This is a genomic window from Litoribaculum gwangyangense, assembly GCF_039543505.1.
Classification (GTDB): Bacteria; Bacteroidota; Bacteroidia; order Flavobacteriales; family Flavobacteriaceae; genus Litoribaculum; species Litoribaculum gwangyangense.
In genome coordinates, this window is sequence record NZ_BAABJW010000005.1 from 173,353 (window position 1) to 195,323 (window position 21,971).

17 protein-coding genes are annotated in these 21,971 nt (G+C 34.0%); 14 read left to right on the plus strand and 3 right to left on the minus strand.

What is annotated here, in order from left to right; translation table 11 throughout:
- Nucleotides 1-6 precede the first annotated feature (6 nt).
- The 7 genes from ABD963_RS14445 to ABD963_RS14475 all read left to right on the plus strand — a co-directional run bounded on the left by ABD963_RS14445 (nt 7) and on the right by ABD963_RS14475 (nt 10,965).
- Nucleotides 7-3,213 (plus strand): SusC/RagA family TonB-linked outer membrane protein, encoded by a 3,207-nt coding sequence (locus ABD963_RS14445; protein WP_345278024.1) that lies wholly within the window; start codon nt 7-9, stop codon nt 3,211-3,213.
- An 11-nt stretch (nt 3,214-3,224) separates the two neighbouring features.
- Complete coding sequence (locus ABD963_RS14450) at nt 3,225-4,811, plus strand: RagB/SusD family nutrient uptake outer membrane protein (RefSeq protein ID WP_345278026.1); 1,587 nt, start codon at nt 3,225-3,227, stop codon at nt 4,809-4,811.
- A gap of 14 nt (nt 4,812-4,825) precedes the next feature.
- Nucleotides 4,826-6,652, plus strand: a complete 1,827-nt coding sequence (locus ABD963_RS14455) for a sulfatase family protein (protein ID WP_345278029.1) — start codon at nt 4,826-4,828, stop codon at nt 6,650-6,652.
- 28 nt (nt 6,653-6,680) lie between these two features.
- Nucleotides 6,681-8,009: a sulfatase-like hydrolase/transferase gene (locus tag ABD963_RS14460; protein WP_345278031.1), complete on the plus strand. Its 1,329-nt coding sequence runs from the start codon at nt 6,681-6,683 to the stop codon at nt 8,007-8,009.
- A gap of 189 nt (nt 8,010-8,198) precedes the next feature.
- Nucleotides 8,199-8,933 carry an alpha/beta hydrolase gene (locus ABD963_RS14465; RefSeq protein WP_345278033.1) on the plus strand — a complete coding sequence of 245 codons (735 nt, stop codon included), beginning with the start codon at nt 8,199-8,201 and terminating at the stop codon, nt 8,931-8,933.
- Nucleotides 8,934-9,111: 178 nt separating this feature from the next.
- The gene (locus ABD963_RS14470) at nt 9,112-9,435 is read left to right on the plus strand and encodes a hypothetical protein (RefSeq protein WP_345278034.1); all 324 of its coding nucleotides are present in this window, start codon (nt 9,112-9,114) and stop codon (nt 9,433-9,435) included.
- A gap of 27 nt (nt 9,436-9,462) precedes the next feature.
- A complete protein-coding gene (locus tag ABD963_RS14475; RefSeq protein WP_345278036.1) occupies nt 9,463-10,965 on the plus strand; it encodes a T9SS type A sorting domain-containing protein in 1,503 nt (500 codons plus the stop codon).
- Between the two features lie 144 nt (nt 10,966-11,109).
- On the opposite strand, the gene ABD963_RS14480 is transcribed toward ABD963_RS14475, so the two are convergent.
- On the minus strand, nt 11,110-12,129 hold the full coding sequence (locus ABD963_RS14480) for a LacI family DNA-binding transcriptional regulator (protein ID WP_345278038.1): 1,020 nt from the start codon (nt 12,127-12,129) through the stop codon (nt 11,110-11,112).
- A 151-nt stretch (nt 12,130-12,280) separates the two neighbouring features.
- Here ABD963_RS14480 and ABD963_RS14485 point away from each other — a divergent pair, with 151 nt between their 5' ends.
- Together ABD963_RS14485 and ABD963_RS14490 are read left to right on the plus strand one after the other, a co-directional pair.
- Complete coding sequence (locus ABD963_RS14485; protein WP_345278040.1) at nt 12,281-13,327, plus strand: PfkB family carbohydrate kinase; 1,047 nt, start codon at nt 12,281-12,283, stop codon at nt 13,325-13,327.
- A 32-nt stretch (nt 13,328-13,359) separates the two neighbouring features.
- Nucleotides 13,360-14,028, plus strand: a complete 669-nt coding sequence (locus ABD963_RS14490) for a bifunctional 4-hydroxy-2-oxoglutarate aldolase/2-dehydro-3-deoxy-phosphogluconate aldolase (protein ID WP_345278042.1) — start codon at nt 13,360-13,362, stop codon at nt 14,026-14,028.
- A gap of 190 nt (nt 14,029-14,218) precedes the next feature.
- On the opposite strand, the gene ABD963_RS14495 is transcribed toward ABD963_RS14490, so the two are convergent.
- Complete coding sequence (locus ABD963_RS14495) at nt 14,219-15,064, minus strand: AraC family transcriptional regulator (protein ID WP_345278044.1); 846 nt, start codon at nt 15,062-15,064, stop codon at nt 14,219-14,221.
- Nucleotides 15,065-15,218: 154 nt separating this feature from the next.
- On the opposite strand from ABD963_RS14495, the gene ABD963_RS14500 reads away from it, so the two are divergent.
- The 5 genes from ABD963_RS14500 to ABD963_RS14520 all read left to right on the plus strand — a co-directional run bounded on the left by ABD963_RS14500 (nt 15,219) and on the right by ABD963_RS14520 (nt 21,646).
- The gene (locus ABD963_RS14500) at nt 15,219-16,148 is read left to right on the plus strand and encodes a dihydrodipicolinate synthase family protein (RefSeq protein ID WP_345278046.1); all 930 of its coding nucleotides are present in this window, start codon (nt 15,219-15,221) and stop codon (nt 16,146-16,148) included.
- Nucleotides 16,149-16,322: 174 nt separating this feature from the next.
- Nucleotides 16,323-17,906, plus strand: coding sequence for an aldehyde dehydrogenase (NADP(+)) (locus ABD963_RS14505; protein WP_345278048.1), 1,584 nt, complete (start codon nt 16,323-16,325; stop codon nt 17,904-17,906).
- A gap of 14 nt (nt 17,907-17,920) precedes the next feature.
- Nucleotides 17,921-18,931 (plus strand): 4-hydroxyproline epimerase, encoded by a 1,011-nt coding sequence (locus ABD963_RS14510; protein ID WP_345278050.1) that lies wholly within the window; start codon nt 17,921-17,923, stop codon nt 18,929-18,931.
- Nucleotide 18,932: 1 nt separating this feature from the next.
- Nucleotides 18,933-20,180 carry an NAD(P)/FAD-dependent oxidoreductase gene (locus ABD963_RS14515; protein WP_345278052.1) on the plus strand — a complete coding sequence of 416 codons (1,248 nt, stop codon included), beginning with the start codon at nt 18,933-18,935 and terminating at the stop codon, nt 20,178-20,180.
- Nucleotides 20,181-20,317: 137 nt separating this feature from the next.
- Nucleotides 20,318-21,646: a sugar MFS transporter gene (locus ABD963_RS14520; RefSeq protein ID WP_345278054.1), complete on the plus strand. Its 1,329-nt coding sequence runs from the start codon at nt 20,318-20,320 to the stop codon at nt 21,644-21,646.
- 114 nt (nt 21,647-21,760) lie between these two features.
- Here the strand turns inward: ABD963_RS14520 and ABD963_RS14525 are convergent, their stop codons facing one another.
- On the minus strand, nt 21,761-21,913 hold the full coding sequence (locus tag ABD963_RS14525) for an SsrA-binding protein (protein WP_345278056.1): 153 nt from the start codon (nt 21,911-21,913) through the stop codon (nt 21,761-21,763).
- Nucleotides 21,914-21,971 lie beyond the last annotated feature (58 nt).

The window sequence follows — 21,971 nt, forward strand, 5'->3', positions numbered from 1 at the left end:
AAACTAATGAGAAAATTATTTCTATCAATTTTATTGTTACCTATGGTATTGGTAGCTCAAGAAATTACAATAAACGGAACTGTTATGGAAGAAGAAACTAGGCAACCACTTCCAGGAGCTTCGGTACTTCTAAAAGGTACCGCAAAAGGAACCGTTACTGATTTTGATGGAAAATTCCAATTGGATGCCAAAAAAGGTGATGTGTTGGTATTTTCTTTCATTGGTATGAAATCCAAAGAAATTACGGTGTCATCAACTACTGTTGAGGTTTTTTTAGAAACAAATATTTCACAGCTTGATGAAATTGTTATCAGTACTGGTTATTTTGACATAAACAAAAGAGACTTATCAGGCTCTATTTCCCAAGTGAATTCTGAAAAATTAGAGCAACAAAGAACGCAATCTGTAGAACAACTTTTGCAAGGCCAAGTTGCAGGTGTTGTGGTTACAGAAAATGGAGAACCTGGTGGGGGTGTAGCCATTTCTATTAGAGGTACAAACTCATTCCTGGGAGGTACCCAGCCTCTATACATTGTTGATGGTTTACCAGTAGATTCGGTAGAAGACGCACAAGGAAATGCAGGTGCTGGAGCTTCTCAAAATTCTTTAAGTTTTCTTAATCCAAATGATATTGAAAAAATTGAAGTTTTAAAAGATGCTGCAGCGACTGCGGTGTATGGGGCAAGGGGTGCGAATGGGGTAGTTTTAATTACTACAAAAACAGGTGGTAGTACAAATGGAAGAGATAATCTGACAATTACAGTAGATAATTTTTTAACCACCATTACCAATAAGATAAATGTTATGGATGGTCCTACGTTTGAAAATTACATGAATAGAAGAGCCATTAATCAATTATATATTAATATTACAAATCCATTGGATAATACGGATCCATTTGATGGTTCTCAAGCTTTAACGGTTGCTAATTACCCTCAATTAGATGGGTTTAGCATTCCTTATCCAACAACTACAGGTGTTAATACAGACTGGCAAGATGTGGTTTTTACAGAGGCTTTTTCACAATCATATAATCTGTCTTATAGAGGAGGTGATAAAAAAAATAATTTCCTCGTAAGTCTGGGTCTTATTGACACTGAAGGTGTTATTATAAATACAGGCAATAAAAGAGTTACCTTAAATGTAAATGGAAGTAGAAAAGCATTTAATGATAAAATAGATATTTTTTCTAAAACAAATATTGCTTATAACAAAGGAAATTCTGCCTCAGTAGGAAATGGCGACTTATTGTTAAATAGAAGTGTGACTTCTCAAGCTCTTCAATTTCAACCTGTTTTTGGACTTTTAGCTATTGGTGAAGATGACACTGAATATGCAGAGCTCAATGAAGGTAACATAATTTCTAATCCTTTCACTTTAGCAAGAGATGTTACCGATCTTAAAGAGAATTACAACCTTATTCAGAATCTGGCTGTAACGGCAAAGATTACCCCTAATCTTACTGGTGTTGTAAAAGGAGCATATAATTTTCAAAAAAGTGACCGTGATATTTATTACCCAACTAACACTACAAGGGGGAGACGAAACAATGGGGAAGCATCTCAAGCCTCCAGACAATACAGAAAATTATATGGTGAAGTTAATTTGAGGTACAGAAACCGTTTCGGAAAACATAGAATCGATGCCGTAGCTATAGGAACCGTGGAGGATGTCAGAATAAGAACTATGTTTAATAGAGCCTTTGGTTTTGGGAGTGATGTGTTGGAATTTTACGATCTCAGCGCCGCAACTGATATTTTACCACCTGAGTCTAATTTTTTGGATTCTAGGTTGTTATCTAGTATCCTAAGAGTAGGATATAATTATAAAAGAAAGTATTTTTTAGACGTTAACGCTAGGATAGATGCTTCATCTAAACTTGCCAAAGGAAATAAAGCTAATTTCTTTCCATCTGTGGCATTGGCTTGGTTGGCATCTGATGAGAAATTTCTAAGAAAATCAGAAGCAATCTCCAATCTTAAATTTAGATTATCCTACGGTAGAGTGGGTAATGATGCCATTCCACCATTCCAATCATTATCGCTAGGTGAAGCTATTCGTTATAATTTTAATGGTCAAATAGCTACTGGTTTCATAGAATCTAATTTGCCAAATCCCAATTTAAAATGGGAACTTACAGACCAATTTAATTTTGGTGTAGATTTAGGATTAAAAAATGATAAGGTAAATGTTACTATAGATACCTATTACAAGCTTACAAGTGATTTATTGCAAAATGTTATTCTTCCAGCTTCCAATGGTTTTGTTACAATATTAGACAATTTTGGAGAAGTAGAAAATTATGGTCTCGAAATAGCTTTAAACTCCAACATTATTAGTAACGATAATTTTAAATGGGATTTTGGAACCAACTTTACCCTAAACCGAAATAATCTTAAAAGTTTAAATTCGAATTTAGATTTTCAATTGGGACCCAACGTGGGTTTTGCTCAAGAAAATCCTATTTTATTCAATGTTGGTAGTCCTTTAGGAATTTTCTGGGGTGCTCAAACAAATGGTATATACGAATCTTGGGAAGAAGCTAATGCCAGCGGTATAGCAGGTGCAGCACCAGGAGAAAGAAGATATATCAATAATGATACGAATACTGTTGACAGTAATGGCAATCAAGTTATTAACTTTGATGATTACGCACAAATTGGGGACCCTAATCCTGATTTTAATATTGCTATAAATAACAATTTTAAATATAAAAATTGGGATTTGAGTATGCTTATTACAGCACAAAAAGGAGGCGATATTTTTTGGGTAGATACTTGGCCAATAGCTGGCAACTCAAATACTAGAAATGGTCTAGCTTCTGCTTTCCAAGATTCTTGGCAAGCGCCGCTAAATGTTGATGCTACAGGTAATGTCTTTTCTGATCCATCTGTAGGCAAAACATCAGGTGTTGCATATCCAGCTCCAATTATCGATGCCAATAGCCCAAGAATAATTTCATCCGATAGAAACGTGTTTGATGGCTCTTTCATAAGATTAAAAAACGTCAACTTGGGTTACACTTTTAATTTTAAAAATAGCAATAGCCTTAGAGTATATGCTACAGCTCAAAATTTGGTAACTATTACAGATTATCCAGGATATGATCCTGAAGTGACAACTTTTAACAAAGACCCTCAACGTAGAGGTGTGGATTTTGGAGGATACCCTGGTGTTCAAACCTACTCTTTTGGCTTAAATTTCAATTATTAAAACTAACAAACATGACAACGACGTACATTCAAAAAATTATATTGTTTATCACTTTGCTGTTAACCTCGGCTGTATTTACAAGTTGTGAAGGATATCTTGATGAAGAACCACGAATACAGGTTGATATCGATGCTTTTTATCAAAATGAATCCAATGCTCTGGCCGGATTAACGGGTGCTTATGCTCAGCTTAAAAGTGCTAATGGGTATTATAGGCAACAATTTTTATCCAACTTATATGCAGCTTCAGATCAAGGGCAAGGTAGTTTTAATCATCGCGACTTTAGGTTTGGGACTATAACAAATGCAGAACCTTTGATAGAAAGATCTTGGGTAGATATTTATGTAGCCATAAAGGAGGCGAATAATGTTATTGCAAGAGTACCAGATGTGCCAGAAATGGATGAGGAATTAAAGTTAAGAATTCTTGGTGAAGCAAGATTTTTAAGAGCATTACATTATTTTAACTTAGCGAGATGCTATGGGGAAGTACCTCTTAGATTAACTCCAGTCTTGCCTGGTGAAAAAGGTTTACCATTATCACCATTGGAAGATATATATGGGGCAATAATCGAAGATTTAGAATTTGCTAGCGAACATTGTTGGGGTTACAATGAAACTAGAAGCGGGTTTAGTAACAACATTGGTAGAGTAACCAAGGCATCGGCTCATGCGCTTTTAGCCAAGGCTTATATTCAAATAGCTTCATCCTTAAGAACGGCACAAGCTGGTATTGAAGGCAATGCTAAGTATTTAGGATTCACCAACAATCCAAATTTTTATTATCAAAAGGCCATTGAACAGGCAAATTTCGTGCTTCAAGAACCTTTTTATAGACTATCAACAGACTTACAAGAATATGAAACAATTTTTGATGCTAAAAACGGCAACAATTTTGAAATGCTTTTTGATATCCAAGGGGCATCTATAGCAGGTGAAGGTACTGCTGTTTCTAACTTATTTACGCCTCGAAATTCTGGTCTTGCAGGTGGTGGTTTTGGAGGAACAAATATGCTACAACCACAATTTATCAACGCGAGTATAGATAAATTTGATGCAAGGTATCTTAATACAATCATTCAAAATTATCAAGATGAAAACTTTATTTATGCATTAGGTTCTGGTCTAACAGGTTATGCAAGAACAAGAATTGAAAATGGTTCTCCAGCAGGTAATTTATTTAGAGTTTTTACAGGTAAATACATAGATACCGATGCTACTACCGAATATACAAGTCAACAAAATTGGCATGTAATTAGACTTGCCGATGTTTATTTGCTTCGAGCAGAGGCACTGGCAGAGGCAAATCAATCTCCCGAATTGGCAAATAATGATATTAATGCGCTAAGAAATAGAGTAGGATTAGATGATGTAGATTATTCTGGATTTTCCATGGATGATTTTAGGAAAGAATTATTAAGAGAGAGAGGCGTAGAATTATATATGGAAGGTCACAGGTTTTTTGATTTAACTAGAATGGGTGTTTACGACGAGTATTGCAGAATAACCTACGGTAATTCAGTTGGAGCAAGAGGACCGGAGGATTATACTTGGCCTATTCCGCTGATTGAAAGTTCTGCAAACGAGAATATTGATTAATTTAAAATGATACTTTGAAAAAAACAAGAGCTAATATTTTAATTATATCCTTATTTACAATATTTGGTTTTTGTCAAGAAAGTCAAAAGCCCAATGTTGTTTTAATTATATCCGATCAGCATAAATTAGAAGCCACTGGAGCATATGGAAGCGACTTAGCAATTACGCCTAACATCGATGCATTGGCAAAAACTGGGGTCATTTTTAATCATTGCTATACGCCGGCACCAGTTTGTGCACCTGCAAGAGCCTCCCTAATTACAGGAATGTATCCTTATGCTAACGGAGCTATTTATCATAAAGCCCCAGTTACCATGCCTAACGGAAAAATAAAAAACATTGGAAGTGGTTATTTAAGGGAAACAGGCTATCATGAGGGTATTAAAACCATGCCAGAAGTTTTTAGGCAACAAAATTATATGACGGCTTCTCCTGGAAAGATGCACGTTCATGGTGAATTACAAAAAAATGTTGATGAGGATTTTAAAGATGGAAACGATTTAGGATTTGATGAAATTAGTGTTCGTTATTACACTTATTTCCCTGGAGGTCATTATGAAGATGAGGTTGGTGAAGATGCTTATATGCGCTACAGACAATTTAAAAAATACAGCGATGTTTACAAAAGAGGTGCCATGCATTTAAACGAGGAGTACGTTCCTAGTTTAGTAGAAAATGATGAAGACAATTTTGATATGGTGGTTGCCAAAAAAAGTACAGAGTTTATAGAAAAAAGGGGAAAAGACGGAAAAAACTTTTTTTTACACGTAGGCTTTGAAAAACCACATGCCCCTTTTACGACTACCAAGAAATACTTGGCCATGCATAATCCCGATGATTTTGAATTACCCACAACCCATGATGATTGGTATAAAAAAGGTAAATATCCGTGGGTCTCTAATTGGGTGCATTCAGGAATACCAAAGCAACTTCAAAATGCTAAAAATGTCATGGCGGCATACAATGCTTGTATAACAGAAATGGATGATATGGTTGGAAGAGTTGTTCAATCACTTAAAGATAATGGCTTATATGAAAATACCATTATTATCTATACTACAGATCATGGAGAGCATATGTTTGAACACGGTTTAAGGGGAAAACATAATATGTATGAAGATGCGGTTAACGTGCCATTTATAATTTCATACCCAAAATTATTCAAACAAAACGTATTCAATAATACGAATGTTAGTTTTGTTGATGTTATGCCAACTCTTATCGAATTGATTGATGGTGAAATACCAGAAACTGCTCAAGGCATATCATTAGTAAAATTACTTAAAGATAATTCAGAAATTAAGGACAGAGTGGTATTTTCAGAATTTAGAGGAACCGATTATAATCTTATACCAGGTATCAAAAATCTACCTTCAAGAATGATGAAAAAAGGGGATTATAAGTTTATTTATACTCACGGTATTATTGATCAGCTTTATAATTTAAAAGACGATCCAGACGAACTGAATAACTTAATTTTTAGTAAATCCCATCAAACCATATATAAGGACATGTATTTCCAAACTATGGCCGAATGGCGATTTCAAGAGTACTCCCCAATAAAAACCACTATTAAAAACAATCAAATAAGCTGGAATGCTACAAACGACTTTAAATCATATTCGTTGTTTTATTCAAAAAACCCTGATTGTAAAGATGCTTTTTTATTGAAAGATAATATTGAGGAAGCGTTTTACGCACCAAAAGAAAAGGGCTTTTATTGGGTATTAGCTTCACCAAAACTAACTAAAACCTCTGATTTTTATGGTGAATCTGTACCAGTAGCTGTTAAAGACTATTCGTACATACTCCCAATATCCGATATTATTGAATTTGATTAATAGTTCAAATTTTAAAAACCGGGAAAAAATGAAAAAATTTATTCAAAAAAGTAAATTAAAAACAATCATTATTCTCGGTTTTTCTTTGTTTTTTATCGGCGTTAGCAGTCAAGAAAAACCCAATATTATTTTCATCCTAGCGGATGATCTTGGTTATGGCGATTTGAGTTGTTATGGCGCAAAAGATATACAAACTCCAAATATTGACAAATTGGGTAAAGATGGTATTCGGTTTACTAGAGCTTATGCAAACAGCACGGTTTGTTCCCCTAGTCGCGCAGCTATTCTTACTGGGAATTATCCCGACATGGTTGGTGTGCCAGGTGTGATTCGTGATATGCCCTACAACTCTTGGGGAAACTTAAAGGATGATGTTAAAACACTTCCAGAATCTTTAAAAACCTTAAATTATTCAACGGCACTCATTGGAAAATGGCACCTAGGCTATAAAGCTCCCGATTTACCCCACTATAGAGGTTTTGATTTTTTTAAAGGTTATGTAGGCGACATGATGGATGATTATTATACCCATCAAAGACATGGTATAAACTGGATGCGAGAAAATAATTTGGAAATCAAACTTGAAGGGCATGCTACGGATTTGTTTACAGATTGGGCTTTGGATTATATTCAAGAACAGAAAACTCCTTTTTTTCTGTTTTTAGCTTATAATGCTCCTCACGATCCAGTACAACCCCCCAATGAGTGGTTGATTAAAGTTCAAAGGAGAGAATCTCATTTAACATTAAAAAGGCAAAAGATGATTGCCTTAATCGAGCATTTAGATTATAGTGTTGGCCGTATTTTAAATCATTTAAAAGTTAATCAATTAGAAAATACCATCATTGTATTCACTTCAGATAACGGTGGAGCGCTTCAATATGGTGCAAGTAATGCACCTTACTCTGGAGGTAAAGGCGATATGTTAGAAGGTGGTATTCGCGTGCCTTGTTTGGTGAAATTACCCAATCAATCACAAAACGAAGTTGTTAACACACCTTTAATTTTAATGGACTTTTATCCAACTATTTTGGAGTTAGCTGGATTTAATAAAAAACTTGATCTTCCATCTAGACCAATTCCTATTTTAACAAGCCCTCAAGAGCCTATTAATGCCAATAGAAGTTTGATTTGGATGCGCCGCGAAGGACATAAGTATGGGGGTAGGAGCTATTATGCGATTACTGATGGTCGATACAAACTGTTACAAAATGATCCTTTTTCATCCTATAAATTATTTGATTTGTTGGAAGACCCTTTGGAAACAAAGCCAATTAACCTTAAAACTAAGGAAGAATCCTTGTTCAAAGAATTAACGAAACACATCCAAACTTCTGGTTCTATTCCTTGGCAATAGATTGATTTTTAATCACTTTAATTCTTTTTAATGGTTCCAATGATCAATAAAATAAAAATCCAGCAAATAAAAACAATTATGAAGGGAGCATATATTTTTACAATACTAATTAGTTTATTATTTATTAAAACTAATTGCTTTTCCCAAGAAAAAATCCAGTATAAACAAATAGATAGTACTAAATTATTTATGCAAGTATACTATCCTGAAAAAATGGATGCAAAACAACAATACCCTGCCATGGTATTTTTCTTTGGCGGTGGTTGGAATAAGGGCAGCATGAAACAATTTGAACCACATGCTAAATATTTTTCTAAACGTGGTTTAGTTTGTTTTCTTGTGGATTATAGAGTAACAAATAGACACCAAAGCACACCATTTGAATCGCTTAAAGATGCTAAATCGGCTATTCGATTTGTTAGAGAAAACGCAATTAAATATCATATAGATCCTTCAAAAATTATTGCTTCAGGTGGTTCTGCAGGAGGGCAATTGGCTGCTGCGGCCGCATTGATTGAGGGTTATAATGAGGACACAGATAATACAATAATAAGTTGTAAGCCTAATGCTTTAGTTCTTTTTAATCCGGCAATTGATAATGGTCCTGCTGGTGTAGGTTATGATAGAATCGGTAACGCTTATAAAAATTTTTCACCACTGCACAATATTGAAAAAGGCGCGCCACCTACCATTATTTTTCAGGGAACTATAGATAATTTAATTCCCGTTGAAACCGTAAAATACTACCAAACCGTTATGCAAAAAGTAGGAAGCCCATGTGAACTTTTATTGTATGAAGGAAAAGAACATGGATTCTTTAATTATAATAAAATCGAGAATTACAAGGATACAGTTTCTAAAACGGATACATTTTTACAGACGCTTGGGTACTTAAAAAAGGAACCGATAATAGAAATTAGATAATAAATTTTCTATCAATTATTCTATAAAAGTCACAAAAATGTTCACATAGATACTTCAAATCTTCCATTTAAAATCGTTTATAGTTTGAGTGGTTAGTATTTAAACCTTTTCGATTAGTGCGAAAACCATATTCAATTTATAACTATCTACTTTTATGTAAACTTAAACAAATATAACTATGAGATTTTTAATTACAATAATGGTATTAATGTTCGCGCTAACTTTAGGCGCTCAACCAAACCCTGCAAAAAAAGCACAAAAATTTGCAGATGAAATGACAGAAGTTTTATCCTTAAGCAAGGAGGAGTCCAAAGCTATTTACCAAATACAATTAGACCGATTTAAAGAAAATCAAGCTATTCAAAAGGAATATGCCGGTGACCCTGAAATTATAAAAGAGAAACAAAAAGAATTAGGTAATAAAGTTTACAATCAAGTAAAAAATGTTATTGGTGTTGAGCGCCAAAAACAATGGAAGGCCTATAAATCAAAAACGAAATAATTAACTAAACAATTAAAAATTAAAATTATGATTCAAAAAATTACTTTTTTATTTTTTACTGTTTTTTCTCTGGTGCTATCTGCACAAACAGTAAATATTGAAGGAGACCCCTATGCAGGTAATCCTTACGCCACTATTACCGACGCTATTGCGGCTTCTACAAATGCTGCAGATGTGATTTTGATAACTGGGATTCATACTGAGCCCATTACAATAGACAAAAGTATCACAATAAGAGGGACAGACCCTTTAACTGATATAATTCAAGCGGCAGCATCGGCAGTTTCAAATGGAGCAGGGAGTAGAGCAATCAGTATATCTGAAGGAGCTTTTACAATCAATATCGAAAATTTAGGTGTGAGATATGGCAACGATCCTGAAAATGGAGGAGGTGTAAACATAGATAAAGTAACTGGATTCGTTACTCTAAATAATGTGATTATAGAAGAAAATTACACAGCTAAAAATGGTGGTGGAATTGGAGTAGCTGGCTCTAATGCCAATATTGTTAAATGTATTATTAGAAACAATTCATCAGCTTTAGATGGTGGAGGTATGATAGCTGCCCCAAATAATGGCTCAGGAATAAACAGCACTGTAAATCTAACCCAATCTTTAATATTCAATAATTTAGGACGAAATGGTGGTGGTATTTACATTAATGGCAACAACAATTTTGGAAACGATTATTTAATCGATGTAAATATAGAGAACAGCACTATTTCTACAAACTCAGCTTTCAGTGCATCTGGCGGTAATGGTGGCGGTGCTATTTTTTCGGCGTCATTTCCCTGGACTTCCAACACATCTGTTGGCAATGTAACTTTGAAATTAGTACACGCAACTGTTTATAATAATACACATGCAGCTTTAAATAAGTCAGGGCTTCAGTTTGGCTCGGGTGCTGCTACAAATTTAAGTGCTTTTAATTCTATTATTGTTAGTTTTGGAGATGATGTGGCTACCAAAGCATTAAATTTTGCTAATAGCAACACAACTGATGTAGTTAATTGTATTCTTGGAGGCCTTAATGCACCACCTTTAGCAATTATTGATGATGTTGCCAAAAACAATCAAAAAGGAAGAACTGCAAACCAATCTGGATTAACTGGAGCACTTACAGATGAGGGAGGAAATACGTTGGTAATGGCCATAACCGATGGTAGTGCAGCTGATGATTATTGTACGGCTGCCACTGGAGAAACTATTCCTACAATTGATCAAAGGGGCTTTAACCGTGAAGGAATAAATGACGCTGGAGCATTTGAGTTTGCAGGTACCCTATCCACATCCAATTCAATTTCAGGAGGCTTAGATGTAAGAATTTTTCCTAATCCAGCTAATGATTTGGTTAAGATAAGTGGAGTTCTAAATATTGATTTAGTTCGAGTTTACTCCATATTGGGAACTCTAGAAAAAGTCGTTTATAGCCAAAAAGAAATTGATGTTTCTGACTTGTCAAGTGGATTACACATGATGGAAATTCAAAGTGAAGGGCAAAAAACGGTTAAGCGTATTATAATAAAATAGAGCTTTATAAATCTTTCTTACCAATGAAGCCAAATACATTTGTTTATTTGGCTTCATTTTTTTAAATAGTTAAAAAAAAGCTTAATGGTTTAACAAATTATAATTGCATTTTCGTTAAATTTTATCTTATAGTTTAAAGTCGTTTTATTTGGAAGAATCTCTAATAATTAATTCGGCATCCAGAATTTTTTTAGTTAGACTTTGTTTTAAATTTTCAGATTTAACCAGGCTTAAAAAAGTTTCTGCTGCTAATTTACCAATATCGGCACTATGTTGATTTATACTGGTAATAGAAGGTGAAACTAATGAAGTAAAAGGCTCATTGCCAAATCCCACTAAACGCATATCATCAGGTACTTTAATATTATTTTCCTGTAAAATTTGTAAAGCTCCCAATGCGGCATAATCACCAGCTACATAAACTGCATCCGGTTGCTTGTTTAGGTTTAATAATTTTTGCATTTGGATGCGACCATCTTCAAGTGTTAAATCACTTTCAATAAGTAAGTCATTTTCAAAAGACAAATGGTGTTTTTTAATGGCATCTAAATAACCTCTAATTCTGTTATTAAAAATCCGAGTTCTTTTAAAACCACCTATATGGGCAATTCTTTTACAACCTTTTGAAATTAAATGCTCTACAATCATGTGGCTACTATCGTAATCATTAATTCCTATATAATCAACATTTAAATCATTTTCACCTCTATCAAATAAGATGAGTGGAATTCCTTTAGATTTTATTTTTTCATAATGCGATAAATCAACGGTTTCATTAGCCATAGATGCTATGATGCCATCAACCTGAGTAAATAATAAGGTGTCTATGTTAGCACATTCTTTTTTATAGGATTCGTTGGATTGGGTTATGATGATATGATAACCTTCTTTATTTAAAACTTCTTCAATATTTTCAATAACTGAGGAGAAGAAATTACTATTGGTTCTTGGTACTATAACCCCAACTAAATTACTTTTCCCTTTACGTAAGGCACTAGCTAAATGGTTCGGTTGGTAATTTAAATCTTTGGCAACTTTTTTTACGGCCTCTTTTGTTTTTTTACTTATGCGAGAGTCATCATGTAAAGCTTTAGATACGGCGGCTGGGGAAATATTAAGAACATTGGCTATGTCTTTTATGGTTATTTTTTTTTTCGTATTCAAATTTTTTATATATTTGCTTAAACGTTTAAGCAAATATATTGTAATAGTTTGTATAATCAAAACAAGACATGTAATATGTGGTTTTGATTTTATTTTAAAATATTGCTTAAACGTTTAAGCAAATACAAAATTTAAAATAAAACCAATTAATATGAGTAGAGTAGTAACATTTGGAGAAATCATGTTAAGATTAGCTCCACAAGGATTTTTAAGATTTTCTCAAGCCGATAATTTTGATGTGGTTTATGGCGGTGGAGAATCTAACGTAGCGGTGTCATTAGCAAACTATGGCATTTCAGTCGATTTTGTAACACGCTTGCCAAAAAATGATATTGGGCAATGCGCGATGATGGAAATGCGTAAGCGCGGCGTTGGTGTTGATAAAATTGTATGGGGAGGTGATCGTTTAGGTATTTATTTCTTAGAAACAGGAGCGGTATCTAGAGGAAGTAAAGTGGTTTACGATAGAGCCCATTCTGCAATGGCAGAAATTCAATCTGGAATGGTTGATTGGAATAGTGTTTTTGAAGGCGTTGAATGGTTTCACTGGACAGGAATAACACCGGCAATTTCTCAAAGTTCGGCTGATGTTTGTTTGGAAGCTGTTAAAGCGGCTAGTTCGAAAGGGATTACTATATCTACAGATTTGAATTATAGAGCTAAGCTTTGGAAATATTGTGATTCAGCTCATAGAGAAAAAATAATGACAGAATTAACATCTTACTGTGATGTTGTTTTAGGGAACGAAGAAGATGCAGAAATGCACTTTGGAATAAAGCCAGAAGGATTAGCCGTTCAAACTCATGGACATGATGTAAAGGCTGAAGCCTTTTTATCTGTATGTCAGCAAATGATGAAAAAATTCCCAAGAGCTAAAAAAGTAATTACTACTTTAAGAGGATCTATTTCAGCATCTCATAATACTTGGGCTGGCGTTTTATATGATGGTAAGCAAATGTTGCAAACTCGTCAGTACCAAATTACTGATATTGTAGATCGCGTAGGTGGTGGCGATTCCTTTATGGGAGGTTTAATTTATGGTTTGTTAATCTATCCAGACAACGATCAAAATGCTTTAGATTTTGCAGTGGCTGCATCTTGTTTGAAGCACACTATTAAAGGTGATGCTAACTTAGTAACGGTTGAGGAAGTGACAAAATTAATGGGTGGCGATGCTTCAGGTAGAGTAGCTAGATAATAAACCATTCAACAAATAAACATTTATATAAAATGGCACAATTTTCAAGATTAGAAGTGGCGCAAGCCATGAAAGAAACAGGTATGATTCCTCTGTTCTTTAATAACGATTTAGAATTAAGTAAAAACATTTTAAAAGCATGTTATGATGGAGGTGCCAGATTAATGGAGTTTACAGCCCGTGGTGACTTTGCTCACGAAGTTTTTGGTGAGTTAACAAAATACGCGGTTAAAGAACTTCCAGGCATGATTATGGGTGTAGGTTCGGTAACGGATGCAGCCGCAGCATCTCTATATATGGCTTTGGGAGCAAATTTTATAGTAACACCAGTTCTTAGGGAAGATATTGCTATTGTTTGCAACAGACGCAAAGTTTTATGGTCTCCAGGCTGTGGCAGTTTAACTGAAATTGCTAGAGCGGAAGAGTTAGGCTGTGAAATAGTAAAATTATTTCCAGGAGACTTATACGGTCCTAAATTTGTAAAGGGTATCAAAGGGCCGCAACCTTGGACAAGTATCATGCCAACAGGTGGTGTATCACCAACAGAAGAAAATTTAAAAGGCTGGTTTGATGCTGGTGTAACCTGTGTTGGAATGGGGTCTCAATTAATATCAAAAGAGATTCTCGTAAATAAAGATTATGATAAGCTTAAGCAAGATGTTGCCAATGCTTTAAACATCATTAAAAATTTAAATAAATAACATGAACAATAAAATCCTATTTATAAAGAAACAAATGTTTTCATGTTTTATTATTTGATAAGTTCTTACTAGATAGGTTTTAAAATTTAATCTTTTTTAAACGAAAATAAAATCCTAATGCACAAATTTGTGTACTAGGATTTTTATTTTACATAGGTTTTTAACGGATTTATTTTATTAACGATTGTTTTTAGATATTCATTTTTCTGTACTTGGATGGCGATTCTTTTTTATAAATCTGAAATTGCCTATTAAAATTAGAAATATTATTATACCCGCAATGTTCCGCTACTTCAGCTATACTTATTTCTTTATTTTTTATTAATAAATTACAAGCATTTTCAATCCTTAATTCTGTTAAAAACTGAATGTATGTTTTATTAGTTCTTTTTTTAAAGTATTTACAAAACGCATTTTTGGTCATATTTGCTATACCAGCGATGGTTTGTAAAGAAATTTCTTTTTCAAAATTATTCATGGTGTATTCAAATACATTTCTAATTCTATATCCTTCATTATCAGAGTATTTTTTATCGTATATGTAGGATGATAAATTTTTATAGTTGCACTTAGAACCTATTTTTAAAAGCTGAAGTAATATCAAGAGTTTTTCAAGTTTTGTAGATTTTTCGAGGTCTAAAAATAATTTTTTAGCTAGTTTGTTTTTTGAAGTCAATTTAAACCCTTGTTTAGACCTTTTAAAAAAGGTCTGAATTTCTTTTAGTTCTTCCAATTCAAAAAACGACTTTCCAAAAGAAATTTGAGTAAAAAATAAAGAAAGCATTTTTGAGTTTGTAGAAGTATTCAAATCACTTTTAAATACATGTGGAATGTTACTTCCTAGAACTATAATATCATCTTTTTTATAATAATTAACACGATCGCCAACAATTAAAGTGCCTTCACCTTCAACAATAAAACTTATCTGTATTTCTTCATGCTGATGTAATTTGTCAAAAAAAGTAATATCATTATCTATTTGAAACACAAAAGCATCTGGCTCTGGTTTAGGTATTTTAAAAGGTAATACTTTCATTAGGTAGTATTGTAATATATCAATATTGTGCAAATAATATTCAAATATATATTTAAAATTAATAAAATGGATAATATAGTACTATTTAAGGATAATAATTCATTATTTGAAAGCCTTTTCAATAGGTAATTTTGTGTTATTAAAAAATTAAATTATGAGTATCCAATGGAAAGGGGTAATGCCTGCTATAACAACACAGTTCACAGCCAGTGACCAGCTAGATTTAGAGTTATTTAAAATTAATATTAAGGCACAATTAGATGCGGGAGTACACGGGTTGGTTCTAGGAGGTACTCTTGGAGAAGCAAGTACTTTAACTGATGAGGAGAGACGTATTCTAACTAGAGAAGCTGTCGCTTTGGTAGAAGGTAAAGTTCCTGTTTTAATGAATATCGCAGAACAAACTACTAAAGCCGCCATTAATTTGGCAAAAATAGCTGAGGAAGATGGGGCAAAAGGTTTAATGATGTTGCCACCAATGCGCTATAAAGCTAGTGATGATGAAGTTGTTGCCTATTTTAAAGCGGTTGCAAATAGTACCTCTTTACCTATCATGATTTACAACAACCCTATAGATTATAAATTGGAAGTGACCTTAGATATGTTTGAAGAATTATTAGTAGCATGTCCTAATATTCAAGCAGTAAAAGAGTCTACCAGAGATACCACCAATATTACCAGAATAAAAAACCGTTTTGGAGATAGATTAGCAATCATGACGGGTGTTGATACCCTCGCTTTAGAAAGTTTAGTGCTTGGTGCCGATGGCTGGGTAGCTGGTTTAGTGGATGCGTTCCCAGCAGAAACTGTTGCTATTTACGAGTTGATTAAAGCTGGAAACATAAAAGAAGCTATCAAAATTTACCGTTGGTTTATGCCATTGTTAGAATTAGATATTCATCCTAAATTGGTGCAATACATTAAATTAGCTTCTGTACACACCAACATAGGCGCAGAGTATGTAAGAGCACCTAGATTAGTTTTGGAAGGAGAAGAACGTAAAAGAATTGAAAAAATAATAACAGATGCATTAGCTTTAAGACCAACATTACCCGATTACAAAAACTTGAGTATTTTAGTTTAAATCATTTGGGTATTACCCTTTAGGTCGGGCTTTTCACGATATCTTTTGCAAAAGCAAAAGGATGCCGTTACAATCCCTAACACAAAAACAACTATTAAAAAGAGATTCAGTTTTAATAAAAATGGTTTATAAACCAGTAAATTTGGTAACGCACTACACAAAGATTAACAAAACATGATTACAGGAAAAAATTATATAGGGCATCAAGCGTCAGCAAGCGGAACCAAAGTTTTTAAAACATTTAATCCTTTATTGAATGTTGAAAACGATTGGAAGTTTACAGAAGCGTCTATCCAAGAAGTAAATGAGGCTACGTCATTGGCTTCTGAAGCATTTAAAACATATTCAAAATTTCCTGGACCCAAAAAAGCTGAATTTTTAAGAGCTATTGCATATGAAATTGATGCACTTGGCGAGGAATTACTAGATGTTTATACCTCAGAAAGCGGTTTACCCAAAGGGAGAGCAATTGGAGAAAGAGGCAGAACCATAGGGCAATTACGAGCTTTCGCAAATCATGTTGAATTAGGAAATTGGGTTGATGCAACAATTGATACTGCAGAACCAGAACGACAACCAATTCCTAAAGTAGATTTAAGAAAAATGAATATCCCTTTAGGGCCGGTGGTAGTTTTTGGAGCTAGTAATTTTCCTTTAGCATACTCAACAGCAGGCGGGGATACTGCCGCAGCCTTGGCAGCTGGTTGTCCGGTTATCGTTAAATCGCATCCTATGCATGCGGGAACAGGCGAGTTAATAGCTTCGGCTACTGTTAAAGCAGCTAAAAAAACAGGAATGCCAAATGGTGTATTTTCAAATTTAAATAGTAGTGGTATTGAGGTTGGACAATTATTGGTAAAACACCCCAATATTAAAGCAGTTGGTTTTACTGGTAGTATTGTTGGTGGTAGAGCTTTATATGATTTGGCTTCTCAGCGGGCAGAGCCCATTCCAGTTTTTGCAGAAATGGGCAGTGTTAATCCAGTGATACTTTTACCAAAAGCGTTAGATAACAGAGCTACAGATATTGCTAAGACTTATGCAGGTTCAATTACTTTAGGAACGGGACAATTTTGTACTAATCCGGGTTTAATTTTAGGAATTAAATCTGAGGGTCTTACTAATTTTGCAAATACACTTGCAAAAGAAATCGTAAATATACAGCCAACTGTGATGTTACACCCTAACATTATAGGAGCCTTCGAAAAAAATAAAACCAGAGCATTATCACAAACAGGAACGCAACTTTTAGCTGGTTATAAAAATGAAGTAAAACCTAACTTCGCAAAACAAGTTGTTACAACAGTAGAAGGCGATACTTTTTTAAATAATTCAGCATTGCATCAAGAAGTTTTTGGACCCTATTCCATGGTTGTTCAATGTGAGAATTCTTCACAATTAGAAGACATTATTTCAAGATTAGAAGGTCAACTTACAGGTACAATTATTTCAGATGATAATGAACTAATTAGTTATTCAAGTTTAGTGAATGCACTTCAAGATAGAGTGGGACGAATTATTTTTAATGGGGTTCCAACAGGTGTTGAAGTGTGTCCTGCAATGGTACATGGGGGGCCTTATCCCGCTTCCACAGATAGTCGTTTTACAGCAGTTGGAGTCGATTCTATCAAGCGTTGGGTTCGACCTTTTAGTTATCAAAATTGGCCAAATGAATTATTGCCTGACGCATTAAAAAACGAAAATCCTATAGGGATATTTAGAATTGTTAATGGGAAATTGACAAAAGAAAGTATTTAATAATAATTTATTAAATGAGTAAATCAAAATTTGTGTGTATTGATGCGCACACATGTGGTAATCCGGTTCGCGTTATAATTGAAGGACATCCAAACTTATTTGGTAATTCTATTAACGAAAAACGACAACATTTTTTGAAAGAGTATGATTGGATTCGCACAGGCCTTATGTTTGAACCGCGTGGACATGATATGATGAGTGGAAGTTTTTTATTCCCACCTAATAATCCAGAAAACGATTTTGCTATATTATTCATCGAAACCTCAGGATGTTTGCCCATGTGTGGGCATGGAACTATTGGCACTATTACGGTGGCTATTGAAGAAGGTTTGGTAATGCCAAAAATACCCGGTAAAATTAGAATGGAAGCACCTGCAGGACTTGTTGAAATTGAATATCAGCAAACTAATGATAAAGTTGATTGGGTAAAATTAACCAATGTAAAAAGTTATTTAGCCGCTGAAAATTTATCCATTGAATGTCCAGAATTGGGAGAGATTACTTTTGATGTAGCCTATGGGGGAAATTATTATGCTATTATAGATCCTCAAGAAAATTTTTCAGGAATTCATGATTTCACCGCAAGTAAAATTATACACTATTCCCAAGTAGTTAGAGAAAGAATCAAAAACAAATACCCAAATTTCTTTATTCATCCTGAAAATGACACTATTAGAGATGTTTCGCATATATTATGGACAGGGAATCCAATCGATGCTGCGTCATCAAGTAGAAATGCCGTATTTTATGGAGATAAAGCTATTGATCGCTCACCTTGCGGAACAGGAACTTCTGCAAGACTCGCTCAGTTATATGCTAAAGGAAAACTAAAAATTGGAGAGCCTTTTATTCACGAAAGTTTTATTGGTAGTAAATTTATTGGTCGTATTGAAAAAGAAACTATTTTAGATGGTAAAATTGCTATTATTCCAAGTATTCAGGGTTGGGCAAAAGTGTATGGGTATAACACTATTTTTATTGATGATAAAGAAGACCCCTATGCTCACGGATTTCAGGTAATGTAATATGCAAAAGAAAATTATTATTATTGGAGGAGGAATTATAGGCTTGAGTACTGCTTATTTTCTCAAAAATGAGGGCCACAAGGTTACGATAATAGACCAATCGAATATGGATGCTGGAGCCTCTTATGTGAATGCTGGTTATTTATCGCCAAGTCATATTATTCCGTTATCTGCTCCGGGTGTTATGAAGAAAGGATTAAAATGGATGCTCAATTCCTCAAGTCCATTGTACATCAAGCCTCGTCTAGATTTGGATTTTTTCAAATGGACTTTAGCTTTCAACAAATCTTGTAATGTAAATCATGTAAAAAAAGCGATTCCTATTATTAAGGAAATATCCTTATTAAGTCAAAGATTATATGAGGATATTAATAATACGGAAGGATTTAATTCCCATTATGAAAAGAAAGGATTGTTGATGCTTTGCCAAACAGAGCAAATGCTAGAGGAAGAATTTAAAACCGCTCAATTGGCTAAACAAGAGGGTTTGGATGTTATGGAGTTAAACACTGAAGCGATAAAACAATTAGAACCCAATGTGAAATTGGATGTTAAGGGTGCTACTTACTATAAATGTGATTCGCATTCTACGCCAAATGAATTTATGGAATCAATAAAAAAGCACTTAATAAAGGAAGGTGTTCAGTTTTATTTTAATGAAACTGTTGATGATTTAGAGGTTGAAAACGGTCAAATAAAAACCATTCAAACAAGTAAACAAACTTTAAAAGCTGACGAGTTTGTTTTATCCGCTGGCTCTTGGAGCGCTTTATTGAGTAAAAAGTTGGGTTTAAAATTATTGCTTCAAGCAGGTAAGGGATATCGTATTAATTCTTTTCAACACACTGGAATTTCAATACCAGCCATATTAGCCGAAGCGAAAGTAGCGGTAACTCCTATGCATGGATTTACACGTTTTGCTGGCACCATGGAAATTGCAGGAATAAACCCTAATATAAGAAAAGAACGTGTTGAGGCTATTGCAAATGCTGTAACTAGATATTACCCAGACATTCATTTAACATCAGAAGAAAAAAGCAGGGTTGCTTGTGGTTTAAGACCTTTATCACCAGATGGATTACCTTATATTGGGAAATCTTCAAAATGTAAAAACTTATCCATAGCAACAGGCCATGCTATGATGGGTTGGAGTATGGCTACTGCGACGGGTAAGTTAGTTTCAGAAATTATTTCAAACAAAAATACCTCAATGGATTTATCACCATTTCATCCAGATAGAGGATTTTAATTAAATTATTGTTATTGAATCTAAAAGCCAAGATTAAATTATTTTCCATAAGGTTCATTTAAAACATCAATCGTTAAGTGTTGATATTTTTATAAATTGCAGCCATTACAATTGTATTAATAAACTAAAAAATAAAAATGTCTAGCGTAAATAAATTGTCGTCATCAAATAAAAACAATACAGTGCCCATAATCATTATAGCTGGACTATTTTTTATTTTCGGGTTTGTTACTTGGATTAATGGAGCTTTAATTCCTTTCATGAAAACTATCAATGAATTAACTGAAGCGCAATCTTATCTTGTAGCTTCTGCATCTTATATTTCATTTGTTGTAATGGCCTTACCAGCTTCTTACATTTTAAATAAAATTGGCTATCAAAAAGGGATGTCATTGGGTTTAATTATTATGGGAATTGGAGCCTTAGTTTTTATACCTGCTGCCGAGGCACGTACCTATAGTTTGTTCTTACTTGCAATTTTTATACAAGGTTTAGGAATGACCATACTACAAACGGCCGCAAATCCATATATTACAATTTTAGGCCCCATTGAAAGTGGTGCGAAACGAATAGCAATAATGGGCATAGCTAATAAAGTAGCTGGAGCCCTCGGATCGTTAATATTTGGTGCCATTTTGCTGTCTGGTATAGATGAAGTGAAAGATAAGTTAGGTTCAGTTTCAGATGTAGATAAAGTCCAATTGTTAGATAAAATGGCGGATAGTGTGGTTATGCCTTATATAGTAATGGCCACTGTACTATTTATTCTAGGAATATTTATTAGAAAAGCACCCCTGCCGCACGTTGAAGCGGCTTCATCGGAAGAAGTGAAAGCAGGTGAGACTGAAAAAACGAGTATTTTTCAATTTCCACATTTATGGTTTGGTGTTTTAACTTTGTTTGTTTACGTTGGGGCTGAGGTTATCGCTGGAGACAGTATTATAGCATATGGTATTTCATTAGGTTTTTCATCTGAAGATGCTAAGTTTTTCACCACATTTACTTTATTAGCCATGGTGGTAACTTATGCTTTAGGGGTATTTTTAATACCTAAATATTTAAAACAAGATGCTGCTTTAAAAATCAGTGCTATTTTAGGGATTGTTTTTAGTATATGTATTTTATCGACAACTGGATTTGCATCTGTATTATTTGTTGCAGCTCTTGGAATTGCAAATGCTTTAGTTTGGCCGGCTGTTTGGCCACTTACCTTAGAAGGTTTAGGAAAGTTTACAAAAACAGCATCAGCTTTGTTAATTATGGCTATCGCTGGAGGTGCTATCATACCTCCTCTTTATGGGCGATTGGTAGATGCGGGTAAACATGCCTTATTATCCAATGGAATGGATGAAGCTTTGGCAACCGCTTCTGCATCAACACGTAGTTACTGGATTTTAATACCCTGTTACACAATTATATTGCTTTTTGCTTTTTGGGGATATAAATTAGGGAATAAAAAGGGTTGAGAAAACTTTAGATGTTATTAGAAAATGGTACAACTATTTTTTTTCTAACATAAACTTCAAATCATGTTTTCTAAATATAATTTAAATAAAATAGGAGTTACAGATTTGCAAAAACTAATCTAAGGCGTTTTTAGTAACAAACCATTTCCAGCCAATAATAGCCATTTGAAGCTTGGTGGCTTTGGCTAAATCTAAGCGTTGTTTTGAGTAACTGGGTAAAATTAACTTATTAATCTTCGATAAGAATTTAAAAACTTGCTTTCTCACATCATTTGGCTTGTATTACAAAAATAGTAAAACTTATTCTAGACTAAGTTTTACCTTT

Excerpts from the sequence above, each read along its gene's own strand:
- ABD963_RS14445 (WP_345278024.1), top strand. The coding sequence starts at position 7 with ATGAGAAAATTATTTCTATCAATTTTATTGTTACCTATGGTATTGGTA.
- ABD963_RS14450 (WP_345278026.1), top strand. The coding sequence starts at position 3,225 with ATGACAACGACGTACATTCAAAAAATTATATTGTTTATCACTTTGCTG.
- ABD963_RS14460 (WP_345278031.1), top strand. The coding sequence starts at position 6,681 with ATGAAAAAATTTATTCAAAAAAGTAAATTAAAAACAATCATTATTCTC.
- ABD963_RS14465 (WP_345278033.1), top strand. The coding sequence starts at position 8,199 with ATGCAAGTATACTATCCTGAAAAAATGGATGCAAAACAACAATACCCT.
- ABD963_RS14470 (WP_345278034.1), top strand. The coding sequence starts at position 9,112 with ATGAGATTTTTAATTACAATAATGGTATTAATGTTCGCGCTAACTTTA.
- ABD963_RS14475 (WP_345278036.1), top strand. The coding sequence starts at position 9,463 with ATGATTCAAAAAATTACTTTTTTATTTTTTACTGTTTTTTCTCTGGTG.
- ABD963_RS14485 (WP_345278040.1), top strand. The coding sequence starts at position 12,281 with ATGAGTAGAGTAGTAACATTTGGAGAAATCATGTTAAGATTAGCTCCA.
- ABD963_RS14490 (WP_345278042.1), top strand. The coding sequence starts at position 13,360 with ATGGCACAATTTTCAAGATTAGAAGTGGCGCAAGCCATGAAAGAAACA.
- ABD963_RS14495 (WP_345278044.1), bottom strand. The coding sequence starts at position 15,064 with ATGAAAGTATTACCTTTTAAAATACCTAAACCAGAGCCAGATGCTTTT.
- ABD963_RS14500 (WP_345278046.1), top strand. The coding sequence starts at position 15,219 with ATGAGTATCCAATGGAAAGGGGTAATGCCTGCTATAACAACACAGTTC.
- ABD963_RS14505 (WP_345278048.1), top strand. The coding sequence starts at position 16,323 with ATGATTACAGGAAAAAATTATATAGGGCATCAAGCGTCAGCAAGCGGA.
- ABD963_RS14510 (WP_345278050.1), top strand. The coding sequence starts at position 17,921 with ATGAGTAAATCAAAATTTGTGTGTATTGATGCGCACACATGTGGTAAT.
- ABD963_RS14515 (WP_345278052.1), top strand. The coding sequence starts at position 18,933 with ATGCAAAAGAAAATTATTATTATTGGAGGAGGAATTATAGGCTTGAGT.
- ABD963_RS14520 (WP_345278054.1), top strand. The coding sequence starts at position 20,318 with ATGTCTAGCGTAAATAAATTGTCGTCATCAAATAAAAACAATACAGTG.